The 23,727-nt window shown below is 40.2% G+C and carries 18 protein-coding genes and 1 riboswitch; of the genes, 8 read left to right on the top strand and 10 right to left on the bottom strand.

The features are described 5' to 3' along the window. Positions 1–146: 146 nt before the first annotated feature. Positions 147–635 carry a peptide-methionine (S)-S-oxide reductase gene (locus tag PARC_RS06590; RefSeq protein ID WP_010553430.1) on the bottom strand — a complete coding sequence of 163 codons (489 nt, stop codon included), beginning with the start codon at positions 633–635 and terminating at the stop codon, positions 147–149. 188 nt (positions 636–823) lie between these two features. Here PARC_RS06590 and PARC_RS06585 point away from each other — a divergent pair, with 188 nt between their 5' ends. Then, positions 824–2,689, top strand: coding sequence for a TonB-dependent receptor plug domain-containing protein (locus PARC_RS06585; RefSeq protein ID WP_010553429.1), 1,866 nt, complete (start codon positions 824–826; stop codon positions 2,687–2,689). Positions 2,690–2,797: 108 nt separating this feature from the next. On the opposite strand, the gene PARC_RS06580 is transcribed toward PARC_RS06585, so the two are convergent. Together PARC_RS06580 and PARC_RS06575 are read right to left on the bottom strand one after the other, a co-directional pair. Beyond that, entirely contained in the window at positions 2,798–3,268 is a 471-nt protein-coding gene (locus PARC_RS06580; RefSeq protein WP_007581896.1) for a hypothetical protein, read from the bottom strand. A gap of 204 nt (positions 3,269–3,472) precedes the next feature. After that, positions 3,473–3,736 (bottom strand): YkgJ family cysteine cluster protein, encoded by a 264-nt coding sequence (locus tag PARC_RS06575; protein WP_024612699.1) that lies wholly within the window; start codon positions 3,734–3,736, stop codon positions 3,473–3,475. A gap of 169 nt (positions 3,737–3,905) precedes the next feature. Between PARC_RS06575 and PARC_RS06570 the strand changes: the two genes are divergently transcribed. From PARC_RS06570 to PARC_RS06560, 3 genes are all read left to right on the top strand, one after another. Beyond that, a complete protein-coding gene (locus tag PARC_RS06570) occupies positions 3,906–5,084 on the top strand; it encodes an efflux RND transporter periplasmic adaptor subunit (protein ID WP_010553427.1) in 1,179 nt (392 codons plus the stop codon). Between the two features lie 2 nt (positions 5,085–5,086). Further along, entirely contained in the window at positions 5,087–8,236 is a 3,150-nt protein-coding gene (locus PARC_RS06565) for an efflux RND transporter permease subunit (protein ID WP_010553426.1), read from the top strand. A 228-nt stretch (positions 8,237–8,464) separates the two neighbouring features. Beyond that, positions 8,465–9,355: a dienelactone hydrolase family protein gene (locus tag PARC_RS06560; protein WP_010553425.1), complete on the top strand. Its 891-nt coding sequence runs from the start codon at positions 8,465–8,467 to the stop codon at positions 9,353–9,355. Positions 9,356–9,367: 12 nt separating this feature from the next. Here PARC_RS06560 and PARC_RS06555 read toward each other — a convergent pair whose 3' ends face one another. Beyond that, positions 9,368–10,306: a LysR family transcriptional regulator gene (locus tag PARC_RS06555; protein WP_010553424.1), complete on the bottom strand. Its 939-nt coding sequence runs from the start codon at positions 10,304–10,306 to the stop codon at positions 9,368–9,370. Positions 10,307–10,439: 133 nt separating this feature from the next. On the opposite strand from PARC_RS06555, the gene PARC_RS06550 reads away from it, so the two are divergent. Continuing rightward, the gene (locus PARC_RS06550) at positions 10,440–11,465 is read left to right on the top strand and encodes a zinc-binding alcohol dehydrogenase family protein (RefSeq protein ID WP_010553423.1); all 1,026 of its coding nucleotides are present in this window, start codon (positions 10,440–10,442) and stop codon (positions 11,463–11,465) included. A 368-nt stretch (positions 11,466–11,833) separates the two neighbouring features. Then, entirely contained in the window at positions 11,834–12,490 is a 657-nt protein-coding gene (locus PARC_RS06545) for a nitroreductase family protein (RefSeq protein WP_010553422.1), read from the top strand. 79 nt (positions 12,491–12,569) lie between these two features. Here the strand turns inward: PARC_RS06545 and ribB are convergent, their stop codons facing one another. The 6 genes from ribB to dapB all read right to left on the bottom strand — a co-directional run bounded on the left by ribB (position 12,570) and on the right by dapB (position 21,090). Continuing rightward, complete coding sequence (ribB, locus tag PARC_RS06540; protein WP_010553421.1) at positions 12,570–13,223, bottom strand: 3,4-dihydroxy-2-butanone-4-phosphate synthase; 654 nt, start codon at positions 13,221–13,223, stop codon at positions 12,570–12,572. Between the two features lie 246 nt (positions 13,224–13,469). Further along, positions 13,470–13,647: riboswitch (FMN riboswitch) on the bottom strand. Between the two features lie 80 nt (positions 13,648–13,727). Continuing rightward, on the bottom strand, positions 13,728–14,786 hold the full coding sequence (locus tag PARC_RS06535) for a S66 family peptidase (protein WP_010553420.1): 1,059 nt from the start codon (positions 14,784–14,786) through the stop codon (positions 13,728–13,730). 241 nt (positions 14,787–15,027) lie between these two features. Next, positions 15,028–15,504 (bottom strand): transcription elongation factor GreA, encoded by a 477-nt coding sequence (greA, locus tag PARC_RS06530; RefSeq protein ID WP_010553419.1) that lies wholly within the window; start codon positions 15,502–15,504, stop codon positions 15,028–15,030. Positions 15,505–15,552: 48 nt separating this feature from the next. Beyond that, positions 15,553–18,771 (bottom strand): carbamoyl-phosphate synthase large subunit, encoded by a 3,219-nt coding sequence (carB, locus tag PARC_RS06525; protein ID WP_010553418.1) that lies wholly within the window; start codon positions 18,769–18,771, stop codon positions 15,553–15,555. Between the two features lie 16 nt (positions 18,772–18,787). Beyond that, a complete protein-coding gene (carA, locus tag PARC_RS06520) occupies positions 18,788–19,924 on the bottom strand; it encodes a glutamine-hydrolyzing carbamoyl-phosphate synthase small subunit (protein ID WP_007375827.1) in 1,137 nt (378 codons plus the stop codon). A 362-nt stretch (positions 19,925–20,286) separates the two neighbouring features. Then, complete coding sequence (dapB, locus tag PARC_RS06515; protein WP_010553417.1) at positions 20,287–21,090, bottom strand: 4-hydroxy-tetrahydrodipicolinate reductase; 804 nt, start codon at positions 21,088–21,090, stop codon at positions 20,287–20,289. Between the two features lie 372 nt (positions 21,091–21,462). Between dapB and PARC_RS06510 the strand changes: the two genes are divergently transcribed. After that, positions 21,463–22,776 (top strand): Na+/H+ antiporter NhaC family protein, encoded by a 1,314-nt coding sequence (locus tag PARC_RS06510; protein ID WP_010553416.1) that lies wholly within the window; start codon positions 21,463–21,465, stop codon positions 22,774–22,776. A gap of 132 nt (positions 22,777–22,908) precedes the next feature. Continuing rightward, on the top strand, positions 22,909–23,697 hold the full coding sequence (locus tag PARC_RS06505) for a hypothetical protein (RefSeq protein WP_010553415.1): 789 nt from the start codon (positions 22,909–22,911) through the stop codon (positions 23,695–23,697). Positions 23,698–23,727 lie beyond the last annotated feature (30 nt).

Raw genomic sequence — 23,727 nt, 5'->3', positions numbered from 1 at the left:
TAAATTACGAGCTGGACTCGTCACGTCAGCAAGCTGCACGTATGCAAAAAACACCGCGTCAAACTTTACCCGTAGGCGCTAAGCTTGCTTGCGCGAGAAGCGATAGCTTCTAATTACCTATCTTTATGCGCTTACCCTACTCTAAGTTACGATTTATACTTATGCAGTAACTCAAGCGGTATGTGGCAGTAATCATCAGGATGATTAGTTAAGCGGTCTTGATGCTCAGGATCGCTTGGCACGTAGTTAGTTAGCAGCTCTACCCCTACCACAATTTTATCAGCATCACTTCGCTGGCTTATATAATTGCTAGCGACCTTTAAATGTTCTTGGCTTTTGCTATAAATGGCAGTGCGATATTTAGGGCCTACGTCATCCCCTTGTTTGTTAACGCTATACGGATCAATAATCTCAAAAAAGAAGCCAAACAGCTCGTTTAAGCTAACCGCTTTTGTACTAAATATTACTTTTACACACTCAGCATAACCGTCGTATTCACCTTGTGTATTATCGTTTTTTCCATTAGCCCGCCCTGCTTCAGTACTTATTACACCAGGTAAGTGCTTTAAAAACTCTTGCACACCCCACAGGCAGCCACCAGCAAAGTAAATAGTATCTTTTTGTTTTATATTCATAATAAATGTGACCAAGTTTGTTAGATGCATTAACTTTGCAAATGATTATCAAATGCAGTTTTTAATGAATTAATGTACAATCGCGCCAAAATCGCAGTTGTTTAATTGAATTATTTTATCACGCCTTAAAAGTGTGTTCTGAATTTAATTGTTACCGTAATTGCATATAAAAAAATGAGACACACAACATGAAATGGTCACCGCACTTTATACTCCCTGCACTGCTATGCAGCGCGAGCAGTTTTGCCTACGGCGAAACTATAATTGATAAAACTGAAGCATCACCGGCAATCGAAAAAATAACGGTTGAGGCATCGCCCACTGCAAACACATTACCTGTAGGTACATTTGACTCTCCAGTATCTAATTTAGAGTATGACCCACGTGTTGATTTGCAATCACGTAATATGGCTGAAGCGCAAGCCGATGTAACTATACGCGGTGGTATTTTTGAAAATACCGGCTTTAGAGTTGGTAGTGCTACTTTACTTGACCCACAATCTGGGCATTACTTTGCTGAAATTCCTATTGCACCACAAATGCTTACCGGCCCTTATATTTTAACAGGCGCTGACAATGCGCTTAATGGTGCTAATAGCTCTGTAGGCACTGTATCGTTTGGCTGGAAACCAATTAGCACAGGTGGCAGTGTATCGGTAGGTACTGGCACAAACGATTTTAACTTACAAAGCTTACATGCAGCTGTAAGTATGCCCCTTGAAGGCGCAAAGGATTGGAAGCTTGGTTTTGAAGGTGAGATTTCTCACTCACAAAGCGATGGCACAATTGATAACGGCGATCACGACTTTACGCGTGCATCGGGTCGCGTTCAATTAGCTGGCGCTGATTCTCAAACAGATTTGTTTTTTGGCTCACAAGATAAGTTTTTTGGCTGGCCAAATTTGTACACTCCATTTGGCGTTAACGAAACAGAAGAGCTAGAAACCCGCTTATTAATGCTAAACCATAAGCAAAGTTATGCGCAGGATAGTAACTTTGAAGTGTCGGCTTATTACCGCACACACGACGATCATTATATTTACTCTCGCGAAAATCCAAGCGCTTTTGAAGCGTTCCACAAAAGTGAAGTTAAGTCGTTAGCGCTATCGGGGCATCATGCTCAAAGCGATGTATTTGCTGTAAATTATTCAGCACAGTTTATTGACGACTCAATTGAATCTACCACGCTTGAAAACAACTTTACCTCTCGTAAGTATTATAAATTAAGCGTATTGCCTGAATACAAAATGGCGCTTGAGGATAATAAACAACTTACATTTCGTTTAGGTGCTGCGTTTGACGATACAAATAGAGACGACTCTGAACTGTCACTTATTGGTGATATAACGCTTAATACACAAAACAGCAAAGGTTTTGAGCGCACGTTTTATTTATCGTACGCAGAGGCAAGCCAAGTAGCAGGATATACCGCCATTGGCGGAAGTGATTCAGGCGGGTTATTTAGAAGTAATTACACCCTTGAGCGCGAAACGACTAAAAGCCTAGAGCTAGGTTTATTAGTTGATGAGCAAACTTGGCAACTTAATTCGGCTATTTTTTATCGTAAAGATGACAACTTAACCGATTGGACGTTTAATTTTGACTCAAGCTCTGCGCGATTTGCAAACCCTGTAGATATAAATACAACGGGCATTGAGTTCTTAGCAACTAAACACTTTGAAACAACCGAAATTGTAGCGAGTTACACCTACCTTCATAAATCAGAAAATTACGGTGCGGCAGATATTGACGCTAGTTTTTACGCATTAAACTTTCCTGATCACCGCCTAACACTCGGCGCAGTTTGGAATCCTACTGATATATTGCAGTTTAGAATAGATAACGAGTGGCGCAAACAGCACGAAAATGCGCTGCGCGGTAGTGACGACGATGCTTTATTTACCCATTTAACGTTAAAAATTACGCCGCCAATGCTAAAAAACTTATTTATTACTTTAGCAGCAGATAACTTATGGGGTGAATCATTTGAAGAGATACCTGGTACACCAGGGCGAGGTGAGCAATATACGTTAAGCGCAACGTATAGTTGGTAGAATTGAGCTATCACATTCAAAGACCTGTTTATTTAAAACAGGTCTTTGAATAAATATTTAGCAAAGAATAAACGGCCTACTAAATATTAAGAGCTTTGATTACTCAGCTTATATTGAACCAGAACGACATTGTCTTTTTCTTAGCTCATTATCAATTTGTAAAGGGCGACTAAGCTCATCTGTAAGAACCTGCGAAACAACCGTACCGGTTTCAACTTCTTGTATCCAGATTGATATTTTATCCCCTTCCCTTTTTCTATTTAGCATGTAGCTTTTATCAGAATCTAAATTAACGTTAAAATTAACAAAAGCTTCTTTTTGACTATTTAAAACATCAGGGTTTGAAACACTCGCCTTTACCCATAAATCATGCTCACCACTGATATACTGCTTTGGTTCAGCCCATTGTGTAGGTTTTTTGTTAAAGCACATCAAGTGGACATATTCTAGATCTACTCCCTGCTCTCTTTTAAAGTTTTCGAGTCTAAAGTGGTCTTCTTTAATATCGGTTTTAATGGGTAAGTTTGAACAACCTAATAAAGTCACACCTAATGTAAATGCTGTAAGTAAATTTTTCATTTTTCTTTCCTTTTAAAAATTAAGATTGAACGAAATCACCTATAAATGAGATTTATAAAAAGTATCTTACAATTTCCTATATTAGCAACAAAGTTAAATATGTCTAATATTTCGCCATTAAATAAATTAATGACTGCTTTTAATAACCTTGTGAAGATTTTTATTAATAATATATTGTAAATAGATGTGTATTAAAAACGAGGATTAAGTTAGCTCTTCAAGCTCTGTAATAAGTGCTAAAGCCTGTGCATTTGTTGACCCGCACACATCAAATGTGGCGCTAAAATCACTACATACTTTAGGTCGGCTTGAATCACCAAATAACTTACATAAATTACGTTCGTCTAGCTGAATACAGCGCTCTCCGGCCTTTTTACCATTTGGCATACCTGGAATAGGCGAACTAATACTTGGCGCAATACAACATGCGCCGCAGCCTAGCCTGCAACTCATCGATTCGGTTTTCATAATATCCTCTGAATAAAACACACTTACTTTAATTCCTTTTTAGGAACGTAATTAGCCGCATGTTGAGTTGTAATGTACATATGTAATGCTTTGTTACATCTTAAAACGCCTTGTAAACAATTTATTGCGTATTATTGCTCTGTCACCACCAATTATGAAGGAATGCCTTGTGGCTACTACAAAACAAATAATACTCCCAATTGCTGTTTTAGCAGGCGGTATTGCTTTAGCTTTCGCCTTTATGGCAATGAAAAAACCACCAGAAGAAAAGCCAGAGCAAGATTTACGCCCTTTAGTTGCAACACAAAGCATACTTTTAGATTCTATAACGCTCGATGTTAAATCGTACGGCATTGTTAAACCAAAGGACCGTACCGAGCTGATAGCACAAGTTAGTGGGCAAGTTATTTCGGTATCAGATCAATTTGTTGAAGGCGCGTTTGTAAAGCAAGGCGATATTTTAGCACGAATTGATGCAAATGATTACGAGGCAGACTTTATTGAAGCGCAAGCAGGTTTAGCACAAGCAAGCTCAGCACTTGAAATAGAACGCGCACAAGCACATGTAGCAAAAGCTGAATGGGAGCGTATTAAATCGGACTCAAGCGAAGCTATTGCCTCAGAACTTTATTTACGTAAACCACAACTGGCCGAAAAACTAGCGCGTTACCGCTCTGCTCAAGCAAGTGTTAAACGTGCTAGCCGCAATCTTGAACGTACTTATATTAAAGCCCCATACGATGCCATTATTAATGAACGCACAATTAGCTTGGGTTCAGTAGTAAACCCAGGTAATAGTTTTGGTGCATTGAGTGCAACCTCAGTTGCAGAGGTACGTTTACCCGTTGCCGACCAAGAACTACAATATTTAAAAAATGGCGGCGTAGGCTCAAATGTTACATTTAACGCAGAATACGCGGGTAAGCAAACAATGTGGCAAGCCAAAGTAATTCGCACCGAAGGTGTGGTTGATCAAACAAGCCGTATGAGCTACTTGGTTGCACAACTTGCAACACCTTATGGCGATAAAACACGCCCTCTTCGTTTTGGTTCATACATTAACGCTACCATTGAAGGTCGCCCGCTTGATAACGCAATTATTGTTGCGCATCATTTAGTTAAAGATAATAAAATTGTAATTTTAAATGACGATTTAACATTATCGTTTAAAACTCTCAATATTATACGCGAACAAAACGGCATGATTATAGCCAGCCAAGGGTTAAACAATGGCGAGCAAATTGTTACCTCAGCGCTTGAATACCCAACTGAAGGTATGGCAGTAAAAATTGAAGATATTGCGCCTGATAAAACTGATGTAACTCAACTTGCGCTGAAAGAGGAATAATCATGAACACTCGTGAAACAGGGTTAATAGCATGGTTTGCCCGAAATCCCGTTGCTGCCAACCTACTAATGATATTTATATTAGTGGGCGGTATTTTAATGGCGATGACCATTCGCAAACAAATGTTCCCACAGTTTGAAAGTAACTGGATAAGCGTACAAGCGGTTTACCCAGGTGCAGCCCCGCAAGAAGTTGAAGAAGGAATAACCATAAAAGTTGAGGAAAACCTCGAAGGTATTGAAGGCATTAAACGCCTAATTACTTACTCTAACCGTGGTTTTTCACAAGCGTGGATTGAAATAGAAGAACAATACAATCCACAAGAAGTACTTGATGAAATTAAAGTACAAGTTGATTCAATAAACACCTTTCCTGCGGGAATGGAGCGCCCTGTTGTTCGCCGCGATAAGTTTGAGCAAGAAGTAATGATACTCGCGCTTTATGGCGACATGAGTAACTACCAGTTAAAAGAGCTTGGCAACGATATAAAAGACGAGTTACAAGCACTGCCTCACGTGAATCTTGTTAATTTTAACGGCGGCTTAGAATACGAAATTGGTATAGAAGTCAGCCCTGATAAACTGCGCGAGTACGGCTTAACATTTAGAGATATTGCAGGCGCTGTACAAAACTTTTCGGCCAATATGTCGGCGGGGCAAATACGCTCTGAAAACGGTTATATTTCGATGCGTGTTGAAAAACAAGCCTATCGTGGCTTTGAGTTTGAAAAACTCCCCCTTATTACCCTTGCTGATGGCGCACAAATTTATTTAGGCGATGTAGCAACCATTAATGACGGCTTTGAAGAAGGCCTACAGTATTCAAAATATAATGGTAAAAACTCACTCTCGTTTGAAGTTAACGCATCAAAAGATCAAGATATTACCGATGTAGCAAAAGTTCTTAAAAGCTACATGGCGGCTAAAGAGCCACTTTTACCTGCAGGCGTTAAGCTATCTCCTATTGTTGATTTAACTTACTACCTTGAAGGTCGACTCGATATGATGGTCGATAACATGATTTGGGGTGGCTTGTTAGTAATGATAGTGCTGGCACTATTTTTACCGTTACGCTTGGCATTTTGGGTAATGATGGGCTTACCGGTGTCTTTTCTAGGTGCCTTTTTGTTTATGCCCATTGGCTTTTTAGACGTAACAATTAACCTAGCCTCTCTTTTTGCCTTTATACTTGTGCTCGGGATTGTAGTGGATGACGCCATTGTTGTGGGCGAGTCAGCCAGTGCCGAAATAGAAAAATACGGCCATACACTTGATAACGTAGTACGCGGCGTAAAACGTGTTGCGATGCCAGCAACCTTTGGTGTACTAACAACTATTGCGGCATTTTTACCACAAACACTCGCAACCGGCCCTGGTGCTGCTTTTTCTAAGGCCATTGGTGGCGTTATTATTTTATGTTTGATTTTTTCACTCATTGAATCAAAACTTATTTTACCTGCACACATTGCAGCAATGAACCCGCGTAAACCAAACCCTAAAAACCTATTACATCGCTTACGTATGGTAATTGATAGTGGTTTAAAAGGCTTTGTGAATAACTACTACCTTCCTTTTGTTAGCCGCTGTATTCACTATCGCTATACAGTAATTGTTGGCTTTATGTGTTTGCTTATTGTAAGCGCAGGTATGTTTGCAGGTGGTTTAGTTAAGTTTGTACCAAACCCTAAAATACCGCACGACTTTCCACGTATTGATATAGAAATGAACCTTGCCTCATCTGAGCAAGCAACGCTTGAAACTGCACGTAAAATAGAAAGCGTGTTGTTAAAGGTCGATCAGCAACTACAAGAGCAATACGGTAAACCGATGATCCGCGATTTATCGGTAAGCCTGCGCGGACGAACGCAAGCAAATATTATGGCCATTTTGGTAGAGCCTGACTTACGCCCTATCGACACCTTTGCCCTAAGTGCATTATGGCGTGAGCAAATGCCCGCTTTACCAGGCATTAAAACCATGACCATTCAAGACAGTATAATGAATGGCGGTCGAGATGATGGCGACGTTAGCTTTAAACTTGAAGGCAAAAATGCTGACGAGCTAAAAGAAGTGGCTGGTAAATTAAAAGCCAAATTACAAACAATGGAAGGCGTTGGCGACGTAAACGATTCAATGCAAAGCGCTACCGACGAAGTGCAACTTGATTTAAAACCACTCGCTTACAGCATGGGTTTAACGCTTGCTGATGTCGCATCGCAAGTTAGCTTTAGTTACTACGGCTTAGAAGCGCAGCGAATATTGCGTGAAGGCGAAGAAATTAAAGTCATGATCCGCTATCCAGAAGACGAACGTAACTCAATAAGTGACATAGCAAGTGTGCGTATTATTACACCTACTGGCGCTGAAGTACCGCTAAGTGAAATAGCCGAAGTTAAATTGGTTGACGGTGTAAACCGTATTCGCCGCGAAAACTCTAAACGTACTGTAAACGTATGGGCTGCGGTAAATACCGACCAAGCCGAACCATTTGCGATTGCAGAAGAAATTCGTGATGAATACTTACCAACATTACTTAAAAGCTACCCTGGTGTTACAAGTGATGTAGCTGGGCGCATTCAAGAAGAAATGGATAGCGCTTCAGAGCAGCTTCGTGATTTTGGTATATCAATGATGATCATATTTGCCTTATTAGCCATTCCGCTTCGCTCTTACTCGCAGCCACTTATTATAATGTCGGTTATTCCGTTTGGTGTAGTGGGCGCCATGTTTGGGCATATGATTTTAGGTATGACCATGAGTAGCTTATCGATGTTTGGCATAATTGCTGTAGCGGGTGTGGTCGTAAATGATTCCCTCGTTATGGTTGATTTTGTAAACAAAGCCCGTGCTGAAGGTGTTGCAATTAAGGATGCTGTAATGCAAGCCGGTGCTCGTCGCTTTAGAGCAATATTACTCACCTCAATCACTACCTTTATTGGTGTAATGCCAATTATTTTTGAAACGAGTTTACAAGCTAAAATTGTTATCCCGATGGCTGTATCACTTGCTTTTGGTGTGTTATTTGCCACAGTAATTACACTGATACTTATACCGTGCCAGTACGTTGCACTAGAAGATGCTAAACGATTAGTACGTAAAATGCGTGGCAAGCCACCACTAGTAGATGCTCAACCAGCGCCTACTCACAGCTAAATTAAGTAACATCCCAACCAAAAAAGCTCGGCATATTATGCCGAGCTTTTTATTTTTAGCTTAAAAATGATATTCACCTATTTGCTAACATTACTTCTATTACTTATTTTTTAACACGCAGGATTAATTAACAGTCCTAATAATTGATAGAAATATTGCTCGTTTTTTATCCCTAATACGTTATGGTATTTAAATAATAAATAGACATAATGAAGTTAAGGAACAGCCATGAATACATCTCCCTCTGATCACATTCCTCAAGAAGCCTTTGATTGGTATGACGAATACGCCCACGGTTTAATGGACCGACGTACTTTTATGAAAAAACTCGGTGGCCTTGCTGCTCTTGGCTTTTCGATGGCTGTACTTACATCAGCATTATTACCTAACTATGCACTTGCTGAACAAGTGTCGTTTAATGACGATGATATTAAAGCAACATACGAAGAATTCGATTCGCCAGACGGGCACGGTAAAGGCAAAGGTTACTTAGCAACCCCTAAAAACATAGAAGGTAAGCTCCCTGTTGTACTTGTGGTACACGAAAACCGTGGATTAAACCCATACGTAAAGGATGTAGCAAGACGCTTAGCGAAGGTAGGCTTTATTGCGTTTGCACCCGACGCGCTCTTTCCACTGGGTGGCTACCCTGGTAACGATGATGAAGGGCGCGCTATGCAAAAAACCATGGATCGCGCTAAAATTCAAAACGATTTTGTTGCCGCAGCGCACTTTTTAAAATCGCATGCTAACAGTAACGGTAAATTAGGCGCTGTTGGTTTTTGTTTTGGCGGCTACATTGTTAATTATTTAGCGGCAGTAGATAGCAATTTAATCAGCGCCGGAGTGCCTTTTTACGGTACTCCAGCCAGCGAAAGTTTACGTAAAAATATTAAAGCACCATTAATGATTCAATTGGGCGAGCTAGATAAACGTGTAAACGCGTCGTGGCCACAGTACGAACAAGACTTAAAAGCCAATAATGTTGAATACACTATGCATATGTATAAAGGGGCAAATCATGGATTTCATAACGACTCTACAGGTCGTTATGATAAAGACAATGCCGAGCTTGCATGGCAACGTACCGTTGAGTTTTTTAATAATAAGCTAAGTTGATCTGATTGCGTATTAATCCTTTAATACGCTTTTATCAATAATTCCTTTATTTACCAACTGCTGCAAAATAGCTTGGGATTTTGCTCTGCATGCATCACGTAGTAAACGCACCGCTGGGGTTATTGACTGCCTACTTGGGCAAATAAGCCAAAGTTCACCATTAACATGTTGATAATTTGGCATTACAGTAACCACTCTGTCATTGAGTAAATCGTCGGCCATATCAAGAGCCGACTTTACAGCTAAGCCCTTACCCGCAACGCACCAGCGCCTGACTAAATCGCCATCGTTTGAGGCGCGCCTGCCATCCATTTTAACTTTATATTTTGACTCACCATCACTAAATTCCCACGTATTATTTATAATATCCTGCAACTGATAAAACAAACCTTGATGCGACGCTAAATCATCGGGATGCACAGGGCTTCCATTTTGTAGCAGGTATTCTTCGCTAGCACACAACAAGCGCGGTACATTACAAATTTTAAAACCATAAACACTTGCATCACTAGGCGAGCCATAACGAAGTGCTATATCAACTGAGTCACGGTAAAAGTCGATATTGCTATCACTTATATGGGTTCTTAAACTTAGCTTTGGATAAGTGTCCATGAGTTCATCAATCCATGGGATCACCAAGTTACGTCCTAAATCAGATGAAAGTGCAACACGCAGCCTTCCTTCTACCTCGCCGTGTTCGCCTTTTAGATTTTGCTTTGCGAGTTCAAGCACTGCTAGAGCCTGTTCACATTGTGGTATGTAGCGCTCCCCAGCAGCCGACAACCTCAAATGACGTGTTGTACGAACAAAAAGCTCGCTACCTAGCGCTGACTCCACGCGTTTAATAGCGGCGCTTGCTGTGGCTGTACGCATATCTAACTTAGCAGCTGCGAGCGTAATACTTCTAAACTCAGCTACTTTTAAAATAAGTTTTAAATCTTCTATGTTCATATTATCTATTTATATTTGATAATGATTCAACGATTATGCGGTTTATTTACATTAAAGCAAGGTCTACTATATATCCATCAGCTAGCCAAAGCATGGCTTGCATCTTATACGTAAACAAATTAGGACATTTATTATGAAAGCCATTGGTTATACACAATCACTTCCTGTTTCAAACCCTGAGTCGCTAATTGATGTTGAGCTACCACAGCCAATTGCAACAGGTCGCGATTTACTTATAAAAGTTAAGGCTATTGCTGTTAACCCTGCCGATTATAAAGTGCGCCTATATATGCCACCAACAAACGGTGAAGTAAAAGTAATTGGTTGGGATGCAGTTGGCGAAGTGGTTGCAACAGGTGAAGCTGTTACAGGCTTTAAACCAGGTGATGCGGTTTATTACGCAGGTGATATTACTCGCCCAGGTAGTAATGCAGAATTTCAATTAGTGGATGAGCGCATTGTAGGGTTTAAACCGCAGAGCTTAAACGATGCTGAAGCTGCTGCATTACCACTTACTGCAATAACAGCGTACGAATTATTATTTGAGCATTTAAACATTGTAAAACAAGTAGCTGATGCAAAAACAAAATCAGACGAAGTTATTTTAGTAACAGGTGCCGCAGGCGGCGTTGGCTCTATTTTTATTCAGCTTGCTAAAGCGATTACTGGCGCAACGGTGATTGCCACGGCATCGCGTGAAAGCTCGCAAGCATGGGTTAAAAAACTAGGCGCAGATTATGTCATTGACCATACAAAACCATTACCTGCTCAAATTGACGCATTAAACATTGGCTCGGTAACACATGTGGCAAGCCTGCATAGTACTGATACTTACTTTGAAGCGTATACAGAGGTACTTGCACCATTTGGTAAAATTGCAATGATTGACGATCCTGAGTCATTAGATGTAAGCAAATTAAAAATGAAGAGCTTATCTCTACATTGGGAATTTATGTTTGCCCGCTCAATGTTTAATGCCAAAGATTTAATTGAGCAAAGTAAGTTATTAAATCATGTTGCCGATTTGATTGACCAAGGCTACATTCAAACCACGATTGGTAAAAACTTAGGCACTATAAATGCGGCTAACCTGCGTATTGCACACACAGAACTTGAAGAAGGTCGCTCTATTGGCAAAATAGTGTTGGAAGGTTTTTAATTCTATAAATATTACACGCCTTATTTATACCTGAATTGATTAAAGGCGCCAATGCAATTGGCGTCTCCAGCCAATATTTTGGGGTGGCTTTTGCTGTATTTATATTTATTAAAGAAACTATTGCCTAATAATATTTGATAATGATTCAACCATATACCTGTTTATCATATTGTAATAATCCTCTACTATCCGCACATAGCTATATTGATAAGCCTTACGTTACGTAGATATATCGATTGTATTAAGTAAGTAGAGTGATTTAAAAGCACGATATTATTTTTGTAATAAATTTTTAAAAGGGTTTGTTTTTACTAAAACTGACTCAACATAGTAAATACTGGTAAAACACCTACTCAATGGAAAAACTAATGACTCACCCTATTATTAATGACTTAGAAAAGCGCTACACAGCAAAACGTTATGATGCAACGAAACGTGTATCTCAAGACGATTTAGCCGTTATTTACGAAGCTATGCGCCTGTCTCCTTCATCTATTAACTCGCAGCCTTGGAAATTCATCGTAATTGAATCAGATGAGGCTAAAGAGCGTATGCATAGTACATTTGCTAATAAATTTGCGTTTAACCAGCCACACATTAAAACAGCTTCGCATATAATATTATTTGCTCACAACCCTAAATATACCCGCGATGATTACGCACAAGTAATTGATGCAGATATTAAAAATGGTCGTACTAAAGCAGAAAATCGCGAACAAGCTTTTGGTGCTTACGCGTTTGTTGATATGAATACTGATGAGCAAGGCAATAATGAAGAGTGGACTAAAGCACAAACTTATATTGCACTGGGTAACACTATGCATGCAGCTGCACGCTTAGGTGTTGACTCTACTCCAATGGAAGGCGTAGATGCCGAGCTGATTGGCGAAGTTTTTGAAAAAGAACTCGATGGTTACGTATGCGACGTAGCATTAGTACTTGGCTATCACGATAGCGCAGAAGACTATAATGCTAAATTACCTAAATCTCGCTTGGCAAAAGAGCAAGTTATTCAGGTTTTATAAGTAATACGTTATAAACTTAAATGATAACAATATTAAAAAACCACTTATTTAAATAAGTGGTTTTTTGCTTTAAAGCAGTTTAACTTACTTGAAGCTGCGCAGCCTGAATGTATTGCACTAAATCCTCAATAGAAACCACAGTCATATTATGTTTATTAGCATAATCACTCACCTCAGGTAAGCGCGCCATTGAACCATCTGGATTTGTTAGTTCGCAAATTACGCCAAATGGTTTTAAGCCGGCAAGCTGCATTAAATCAACGGATGCTTCGGTATGACCACGACGAACTAATACTCCACCCGTTTGTGCTTTTAAACCAAATACATGCCCTGGGCGCGATAAATCACTTGGCTTAGCGTTATCGTCTGTCGCTGCTTTTATAGTAGTTACTCTATCAGCAGCAGACACGCCTGTTGTAACGCCATGCTTAGCTTCAATAGTGACTGTATAAGCGGTGTTATTTTGACTTGTGTTGTGGGTTACCATTTGCGGTAAGTCGAGCTGTTTAATGCGCTCCTCCCCCATACACAAGCAAACAATACCGCTGCCTTCGCGGATCATTTCGGCCATTTGAGAAGTCGTTAAATGCTCAGCTGAAAATACAAAGTCGCCTTCATTTTCACGGTTTTCGTCATCAACAACAAGTACGCCTTGCCCTTGCTGTAGTGCAGCAATTGCGCTTTGTACGCGGATATGGCTTTCGCCGAATTGAGTAAGTAAAGACTGAATCATCATTATATTCCAAATAAAAAATAATAGATTCAGGACTGTGAAAGGATCAGTAATATATCGCTTTAAATTTAAAACGATCACTACCAAAATAGCTTAAATAAAATAACAAAAAGCACGCAGCAAAAAGCAGCGCACACTGTTATACCAACGGCATTAAATTAGTAACCTATTATAGCGCTAAAAAATAGCTCACTTAACGCGATACAATGATCGTGTCTTTAATAAAATTGGTATTAGTATAATAAGCCATATTCTCTTTCATCCGGACTTTAACCGTCGGCTCTGGCATCTCACCAGATCTGCTTGACCTTTACTTAACCTAGTTAAAAAATAAGTTAAATAAAGCGCTCGCGGGCTCGTCTAAGTTATAAATAACATTAGACATACCGCCGGTGGGGAATTTCGCCCCGCCCTGAGAATGTACTTTTATAACTAAAGCGCTATAAAAGCGGGCTTATTATACCCTTTAACTTAATTACTTATCAAAGGTAAGTGAATAAACTTCTAACAAAGCTCGGTATTTAATGAGGCTTTGACTACTTTACCTTCATTTATGTCAGCGGTGATTGTACAAGTAGCGCCGTTTACAAAATTTAAGTTAGGTGGAGCATGACCAATATCGGCATCAATAATCACAGGAAATAAACACCCACCTAGTGCAACATCAAGCGCGTGACGGTAATCAAAAGAAGCATCTTGACCTTGAGTGATCACGCTGCGACCAATAATAATACCGTTTATATCGTCAAATATACCTGCTAATTTTAATGAAAGTAAAAACCGTGCAACGGTTGTTGGCGTCAGCTCTGAGTTTTCTAGGTATAAAATAAGCCCTTCGGGTGCACTGTGTTTTTTAAATTCATGCAGAGCCAAAAATGGAGAGTCGAGCAATAAGCCAACTGTATCTAAACAGCCACCAAATAAGCGACCCGACATTTCAATAGTGCGTGAATCAAAGTAATTTAAACACTGCCACTGAGTAACTTCTGTGTGTTCAAACAATGCATTTGGGTTTTGTACGTAATCAGGTCTATTTTTTTGATAATGAGATGACGGTGCTTGCTCAAATTTGCTACCTGCTTCATAACTTAGTGTTTCAAATATTTGCAGGCAATAAGGACTTTTTTCGTCAGGATGTAACTGCATAAGATTAGCGCTGTGTAGTGTTGCCCATTGGCATTTTGCCGTGAGTGCGCATGCAATGGTGCTTACATCAGAGAACCCAACTAACCATTTAGGCTTTGCTTCTTTAATTGCGTTAAAATCAAGTAGGGGCAGTATTTCCATTGCAAGCTCGCCACCAAATGGAGGCATAATTGCATCTATCTCATCATCTAATAAAAAACCCATTAACTGCTGAGCGTGCGCTTTGGCGTTAAGCTGTCCAAGCGGTTTGCTTTGACGTAAAAACTCTCCTTCAACAACATCATACCCTCGATGTTTTAATCCATTAATAACAATGTCTAACCGTGCATGGTACTTTTCTTTAAGGCCTGATGAAAGTGAACAAATTGCTATTTTTGATCCTACTTTTAAAGGCGCTGGGTAAAGTATATTAGGCATATATTTTCCTTTTTAGAGAATACGTTAATACCAATTACATTAAATCAGCGAGTTATTTGATGCGCTAAATGCTCATTTTTTTAGTAAATTGATATAAGTACCTACTATACCAACATAGACCATATTTATAGAACATGAATACTGTACAAACGCGCCTACCATTAAAGATTAAATTACAGACATAAAAAAACCGATGTAATTACATCGGTTTTTATTTAAAAACGTTAAAGTGAGTTATGCGTTAAAGATACTCAACTTCAATGATTTCGAACTCAACAATACCTTTTGGCGTTTGAATAGACACTGCGTCGTCCATTTGTTTACCAATTAAGCCACGTGCAATCGGTGAGTTAACAGATATTAAGTTGTTTTTAATATTTGCTTCGTCATCGCCCACAATACGGTATTTTACTTCAGCATCGGTTTCTATATTTACAATAGTTACCGTAGTGCCAAAAATAACTCTACCGGTATTTGGCATTTTAGTTACGTCGATAATTTGAACATTTGAAAGTTTAGCTTCAATTTCTTGAATACGCCCTTCACAAAAACCCTGTTGCTCACGCGCAGCGTGGTATTCAGCGTTTTCTTTTAAGTCACCATGTTCACGTGCAACCGCAATATCACTTACGATTTTAGGACGGGTAACTGTTTTTAATTCGTTAAGCTCTTTACGCAGTAAATCTGCGCCACGAACTGTCATCGGAATTGATTGCATACTTTTCTCACTTAACACCAAGGCCCTAGTTGGCCTTGGCACATTTCCTTAGTTCAATCGCAGATGTAGCTCTTGAACTGACGTCACTTTGCTGCGGTCATCTGCTTTATTAGCAGTACAGTTAGCGAATGCCGCGTTCAAGGTTGTCGTATAGTTGGTTTTATTTTGCAATGCACCACGACGTAACACCTTCGAATCTTCGATCGCTTGGCGACCTTCGGTGGTATTAACGATATAGCTGTACTCTTTATTCTTGATATAATCAAGAATATGCGGGCGGCCTTCATATACTTTGTTTACACGTCGTACTTCAATGCCAGCTTCTTCAAGAGCTTGTGCCGTGCCACCAGTTGCGTCAAGTTCAAAACCTAAGTCGGTCATGATTTTGGCTAATTCAACAATACGTGGCTTATCGCTATTACGAACAGATAATAGCGCGCGACCACCGCGTGGTAAAGTGTTGCTTGCACCTAATTGTGCTTTTGCGAATGCTTCGGCGAAAGTATCACCAACACCCATCACTTCACCTGTTGAACGCATCTCAGGACCACGGATTGGATCCACACCCTGAAACTTAGCAAATGGTAAAACAACTTCTTTAACGCTGTAGTAAGGAGGGATCACTTCTTTAGTAATACCTTGGCTTGCTAAAGACTGACCAGCCATACAACGTGCAGCTACTTTTGCAAGCGCCACACCGGTTGCTTTAGATACAAACGGTACAGTACGTGCAGCGCGTGGGTTAACTTCGATTAAGTACACTTTGTCTTCTTTTACTGCAAACTGTGTATTCATCAAGCCAACAACACCAAGTTCAAGCGCCATGTCGGTTACTTGCTTGCGCATTACGTCTTGCACTTCTTGTGATAAAGAATGTGCTGGTAATGAACAGGCTGAGTCACCCGAGTGAACACCCGCTTGCTCAATGTGCTCCATAATACCGCCGATAATTACTTGCTCGCCGTCACAAATTGCGTCAACGTCAACTTCAATCGCGTTATCTAAGAAACGGTCCAGTAATACAGGTGCTTCGTTTGATGCTTGTACAGCTTCGGTCATGTAGCGACGTAAATCATCTTCGTCGTATACAATTTCCATCGCACGACCGCCTAGTACATACGACGGGCGTACTACTAACGGGAAGCCAATTTCAACTGACTTAAGTAAGGCTTCTTCGGTTGAAGTTACTGTTGCATTTTCTGGCTGAAGTAAGTTTAAACGCTCAACAAGTTGTTGGAAGCGTTCGCGGTCTTCTGCACGGTCAATCGCATCAGGTGAAGTACCAATCACTGGTACGCCATTGGCTTCAAGCTCACGCGCTAGCTTAAGTGGTGTTTGACCACCGTACTGCACGATAACGCCTTTTGGCTTTTCAACACGTACGATTTCGAGTACGTCTTCAAGCGTAATTGGTTCAAAGTATAACCTGTCAGATGTATCGTAATCGGTAGATACCGTTTCAGGGTTACAGTTAACCATAATAGTTTCGTAACCGTCTTCGCGAAGCGCAAGCGAGGCATGTACACAACAGTAATCAAACTCAATACCTTGACCGATACGGTTTGGACCACCACCAATAACCATGATTTTATCACGATCGGTTGGGTTAGCTTCACACTCTTCATCGTAAGTTGAGTACATGTAAGCAGTGTCTGAGCTAAATTCTGCTGCACACGTATCAACACGTTTGTATACTGGCACGATGTTTAATAAATGACGTTTTTTACGAATTTCAGCTTCAGATACACCTGCAATTTCTGCTATACGCGGATCTGCAAAGCCTTTACGTTTAAGTTTACGTAGGAAGTCAGCATTTAAACCCGCCATGCCTACTTTCGCTATTTTTGCTTCGTCTTTTAAAATGTCTTCTATTTGTACTAAGAACCAGCGGTTAACTTTAGTCAGTTCGTAAACATCATCAACACTCATGCCATGGCGCATTGCATCGGCAATGTACCAAATACGCTCAGCACCTGGCTCGCGTAGTTCACGAATGATTTTTTCTTTTGCTTTAGGATCATCAAGCGCAACTATCGGGTTAAATCCCGTTGCACCCACTTCAAGACCACGTAATGCTTTTTGCAACGACTCTTGTTGGTTACGACCAATTGCCATTACTTCGCCAACTGATTTCATTTGCGTAGTTAAACGGTCGTTTGCACCGGCAAATTTTTCAAAGTTAAAGCGAGGAATTTTTGTAACAACGTAATCGATTGAAGGCTCAAAAGACGCGGGAGTTTTGCCACCAGTAATGTCGTTTTGAAGCTCGTCAAGCGTATAACCTACTGCTAGTTTTGCTGCAATTTTAGCAATTGGGAAACCCGTTGCTTTTGATGCTAATGCAGATGAACGTGATACACGTGGGTTCATCTCAATGATAACCATACGGCCATCTTCAGGATTAATACCAAACTGCACGTTAGAACCGCCAGTTTCTACACCAATTTCACGTAATACTGCCATAGAGGCGTTACGCATAATTTGGTATTCTTTGTCGGTTAGCGTTTGCGCTGGTGCAACGGTGATTGAATCGCCAGTGTGAACACCCATAGGGTCAAAGTTTTCAATGGTACAAACAATAATACAGTTGTCGTTTTTATCACGTACAACTTCTGTTTCGTACTCTTTCCAACCAATCAGTGATTCATCAATTAGTAATTCGTTCGTTGGCGATAAATCTAAGCCACGTTCACAAATTTCTTCAAACTCTTCTAAATTATACGCCACACCGCCGCCGGTGCCGCCCATAGTAAAAGAAGGCCTGATAATACATGGTAAACCAATGCGCGTTATGATGTCTTTGGCTTCATCCATAGAGTGAGCAATCTCAGCACGAGGACATTCAAGACCAATATTTTTCATTGCTACGTCAAAGCGTTCACGGTTTTCTGCTTTGTCGATTGCATCAGCCGTTGCACCAATTAGTTCAACACCATGTTTAGCCAATACACCGTGCTTGTCTAGTTCAAGCGCACAGTTTAATGCCGTTTGACCACCCATTGTAGGCAGTACTGCATCTGGCTTTTCTTTTTCAATAATTTTTTCTACCACTTCCCAGTGAATTGGTTCGATGTATGTTGCATCAGCCATATCAGGGTCGGTCATGATAGTTGCAGGGTTTGAGTTAACTAATATAACTCTGTAGCCTTCTTCTCTAAGTGCTTTACACGCTTGAGCACCAGAGTAGTCAAATTCACAAGCTTGACCAATTACAATTGGGCCTGCGCCTAAGATAAGAATGCTTTTTATGTCGGTACGTTTTGGCATTATTACTCCAGTTAAATTAGTGTTTACGCGCTTGCATCAAATCGATGAAGTGGTCAAATAATGGGGCTGCATCGTGCGGACCAGGGCTTGCTTCAGGGTGACCCTGGAAGCTAAACGCAGGTTTATCTGTACGATGAATACCTTGAAGCGTTCCGTCAAATAACGATTTGTGCGTGGCACGAAGCGTACTTGGCAGGCTTGACTCTTGAGCTGCAAAACCATGGTTTTGAGCTGTGATCATAACTACATCGCGGTCTAGGTCTTTAACTGGGTGGTTAGCGCCGTGGTGGCCAAATTTCATTTTTTCTGTTTTAGCACCTGAGGCAAGGGCTAATAACTGATGACCTAAACAGATACCAAAAATTGGTGTGTCGGTTTCTAAAAAGGTTTTAATTGCATCAATAGCGTAAGTACATGGCTCAGGATCGCCAGGGCCATTAGATAGGAAGATACCATCAGGGTTTAAAGCCAGTACGTCAGCGGCAGAGGTTTGCGCTGGTACTACTGTAAGTTTACAGCCACGGTCTACAAGCATACGTAAAATATTACGCTTTACACCGAAGTCGTAGGCAACAACATGAAACTTTTCATCAGCAGCATCAAGAGTTTTAAATCCTTCGCCTAATGTCCAGCTTGATTCGCGCCACTCAAAATTTTCCTTGGTTGAGACAACTTTTGCTAAATCCATACCTTTTAAACCTGGGAAGGCTTGCGCGGCTTGTAGCGCTTTATTTTCGTCTAGCTCGTCGCCAGCAATAATACACCCGTTTTGTGCGCCTTTATCACGCAAAATTCGAGTTAACTTTCTGGTGTCGATGTCCGCAATACCTAAAATATTACGTTCTTTTAAGTAATCATCTAACGATTGCTCGTTACGGAAATTACTCGCTAGCAGTGGCAAATCACGGATCACTAGGCCTTTGGCCCAAATTTGATTCGCTTCTTCGTCTTCGCTGTTGGTACCCGTATTACCGATATGTGGGTACGTCAAAGTTACGATTTGTTCCGCGTATGATGGATCAGTCAAAATTTCTTGATAACCAGTCATAGACGTATTGAATACTACTTCACCGACTGACATGCCGTCAGCGCCGATTGCAGTACCGCGAAACACTGTGCCGTCTTCTAGGACTAACAGAGCGGATTTAGTCAAGTTAAACCTCCTAACAGTAAAAAACGGGAGTAAGCAATTGCTTAACACCCCGCCAATACCCAGAGGGATCGTCAAAACCAGATTTCTGTGAGCTTAAATTGTTTTACGCAGTCTTAAATGATGCAGATGTAAAGCATTCAACCTTCAATCATTTTTTCTTGCCTAAAACTATTTTTATTCCCACTGAAACCCCGGATTTACTAGCCACTTGGGTATAATTGGAAACACGCATTTAGTAATTTTTGGCAAATTGGCTGCATATTACATTAAGTTAGCTTTTAGGTCTAATATTATTTAGTAAATTGTTACAAACAAGTCACTGTAGGCAAAATTAGACCCAAACAGTTAAAAAAGTAACTAAACTACTTCAGATCTAGTACATCTTGCATATCATAAAGTCCTACAGGTTTGTTTTTCAACCAGCTTGCAGCCCTTACAGCACCTAGAGCGAATGTCATTCTTGAACTTGCTTTATGGGTTAATTCGAGCCTTTCGCCCATTGTAGCGAAGTATGCGGTGTGTTCACCTACTATATCGCCCCCTCTTAGTACCGAATAACCAATTTCATTTTGCGATTTAGCTGTCTCCACTTGGCTGCGGTCGTATACAGCAACCTCGTCGTGGTCCCAGCCTTTAGCCTGTGCAATTGATTCGCCAATGGCTAATGCTGTGCCCGATGGCGCATCGATTTTATGACGATGATGCGCTTCAAATATTTCAATATCTAAATCGTCACCAAATTTGGTCGCTGCGGTTTGCACAAGGTTCAGTAGTACATTGACTCCTACACTGTAGTTTCGCGCAAATACAATAGGAATATGCTTAGCGGCATCGTGTAAAAGTGCCATATCGTCGCTTGTTAAGCCCGTTGTACCAATAACCATAGGAATTTTTTGTGCTACAGCGGTTTTTAAATGGTTTTTCATACCAGCGGGAAGCGTAAAGTCGATTAAAACATCTACATTATCTATTGTGGTTTCTTCGCTAAAGCTAACACTATTATCGGCTGCGCTATTTACTTGATTTACATTAATACCTAATAACGCTGAACTGCTACGAACGTATGCACCTGTAAGTTGTGTTTGTTCTTTAATTGTCGCGGCTTCTAATAGAGCTAAGCCCATTCTGCCATTAGCACCAAAAACGCCTATTCGATTTGTAGTCATTGTTTTTACCTAATTTAAATTTGGATCCATTTTTTACTAATCTGAGTATATATCCGGTGCATTACAAATACGCGCTTGGGCATTTTTATGCAGTTGGACAAATATTAATCGCTGAAAATAGCGTTACTTTGTAGATATTATCTAAAAGTCATGCAATAGTCAGGTGACCTTTTAATTTAATAATAATAACAATACCAGTTTACTTTAGCCATCTATACATTTAAACTTCTCTTTCGCGTCGATTTGGTCTTTGGCTTGCGGGCGCTGCACTCTCCTAATTTTGTTAATGATTAACATAGTAGGTAGATTTGCTAAATTCAGCTAAAAGAGGAATTTTTGGCTGTTGTAAATTAACTGGTTTCGAGGATTATGATGCAGCCATCATTTAACAAAAACAAAGCAATACTTTCTTTACTACCCCTTTTAACCTTTGTAGCACTATTTTTAGGCTCAGGTTTATATTTACAATCGCAAGGGGTTGACTACGCTTTTTATCAACTTCCTGCTCCAGTGGCTATATTACCCGCCATTATGCTTGCGTTTATTTTAAATAAAGGCACAGTAAACGAATGTGTAGAGACCTTTATTAAAGGTGCCGGCCACAACAATATTATTACCATGTGTTTAATCTACTTACTTGCGGGTGCGTTTTCTGCTGTTGCCAGTGCAACCGGTGGTGTAGATGCGGTAGTAAATGCAGGCTTATCTCTTATTCCACCTTCGTTATTGCTCCCTGGCTTATTTTTAATTGCAGCCGTTGTATCAACAGCAATGGGTACGTCTATGGGAACAATCGGTGCCATTGGGCCTATTGCTTATGCGGTATCAATTAAAACAGGTATAGATCCAGCATTAATGGCAGGTACGATTGTATCTGGTGCTATGTTTGGCGATAACCTATCAATTATTTCCGACACCACTATTGCAGCCACGCGAACGCAGGGCTGTGAAATGAAAGACAAGTTTAAAGAGAATCTTAAAATTGCAGTCCCTGCTGCAATACTAACTATTGGCTTGTTGTTTTATTTAACACCTGCAGCACAAGTAGTTGAAACCAAAGATTACGATATTTGGTTAGTACTTCCTTATGCCTTTATTTTAGTGCTAGCAGTTGCTGGCTTGAACGTATTTGTCGTGTTATTTAGCGGTATTATTTTTGCTGCATTAATGGGCTTTACAGGAAGTTATGAAGGCGCAAGCTTTGTAAAAGATATTTACAAGGGCTTTACCGATATGCAGGAAATATTTTTACTATCAATGTTTATTGGTGGCTTATCTGAATTTATTCGCATTAATGGTGGCCTTGATTACATTGCTCAAAAAATTCAAGCCATAACTAAAATCATCGCAAAATGGCACCGTAAAGTGGCTGACCAATTAGGTATTGCTGCATTAGTTATGACTAGCAACATGTGTATTGCCAATAATACCGTATCAATTATTGTTGCTGGCCCTATTGCTAAAAAGCTGGCAGATGATGGTGAAATAAGCGGTAAACGCTCTGCAAGTTTGCTTGATATATTTGCTTGTGTAACGCAAGGCTCACTTCCTTATGGCGCACAAGCGCTACTGTTAGGCGCTACGTTTAAAATTAGCCCGTGGGAAGTATCAACGTCTTCTTATTACTGTTTTATTTTAGCATTTACGGCGATTACTATTATTTGTTTACGTCGTAATAAAGCGTAATAAATTGAGTCATTACATGTTGCAGCTTATTAAGTAGGCTGCAACATGTGTTAAATTAGCGATCAACAAATCAATCTCTTCTGCTATAATTGCCGCTTCCGCGTGTCACTAAAATTATAGTTATAAACAGTTATGAAATTTAAAAAATTACTCCCTTTTATTACCCTTACTTCTCTCGCTTTATCATCGTCGGCTTTTGCTGCCAATTGGAGCAGTACAGCAGTACATATAAATAATGGCAGCCAAAAAAATCCATTTTCTAAGCAAGAGTCAGACACCACTGTTTACTCGCTTCAACATGCATCGGGCTATGACTACGGCGATAATTTCTTTTTTATTGATTACAGTAAAGACGATATAGATGACGGTTACCAAGATGCTGATTTTTATGGTGAGTGGTACTCAACGGTTAGCTTATCTGCCATCACTGGTAAGCAAATTGGCTCTGGCGCATTATTAGATGTTGGCCTAACGGGCGGTATTAACGTTGCTGGTGATGCAAAAGTAATGAAGTATCTACCAGGTGTTAAATTAAGCTGGGATGTACCTGGGTTTAACTTTTTTCAAACGCTGTTCACAGCCTACATTGACGATAGTGAAGGTGTAGCAAAAGGCGGCGCACCTATTGAAACTAATAGTTGGATGCTTGATGTAGCTTTTGAATATCCTTTCACTATTGGCTCACAAAAGTTTAGCTTTAAAGGCCACGCTGAATACATCGCAGAGCGTGAAGATGAATTTGGTAACGATGTACAAGCTTGGATACTAGCACAGCCTATTTTAGTGTGGGATATGGGTCACGCCCTTCAAATGAAAGAAAACACACTACTGCTGGGAATGGAATTACAATACTGGCACAACAAATTAGGTACTGAAGTCACTGAATCGGTACCACAAATCCATATTGAGTGGACATTTTAAGCTTCAACAATCAGCTCTTTACTCAGTAAT

The sequence above is a fragment of the Pseudoalteromonas arctica A 37-1-2 genome, from assembly GCF_000238395.3.
In the GTDB taxonomy this organism is placed as follows: domain Bacteria; phylum Pseudomonadota; class Gammaproteobacteria; order Enterobacterales; family Alteromonadaceae; genus Pseudoalteromonas; species Pseudoalteromonas arctica.
The sequence above is the reverse complement of the archived record's forward strand: the minus strand, read 5'-3'. Positions and strand labels throughout refer to the sequence as shown.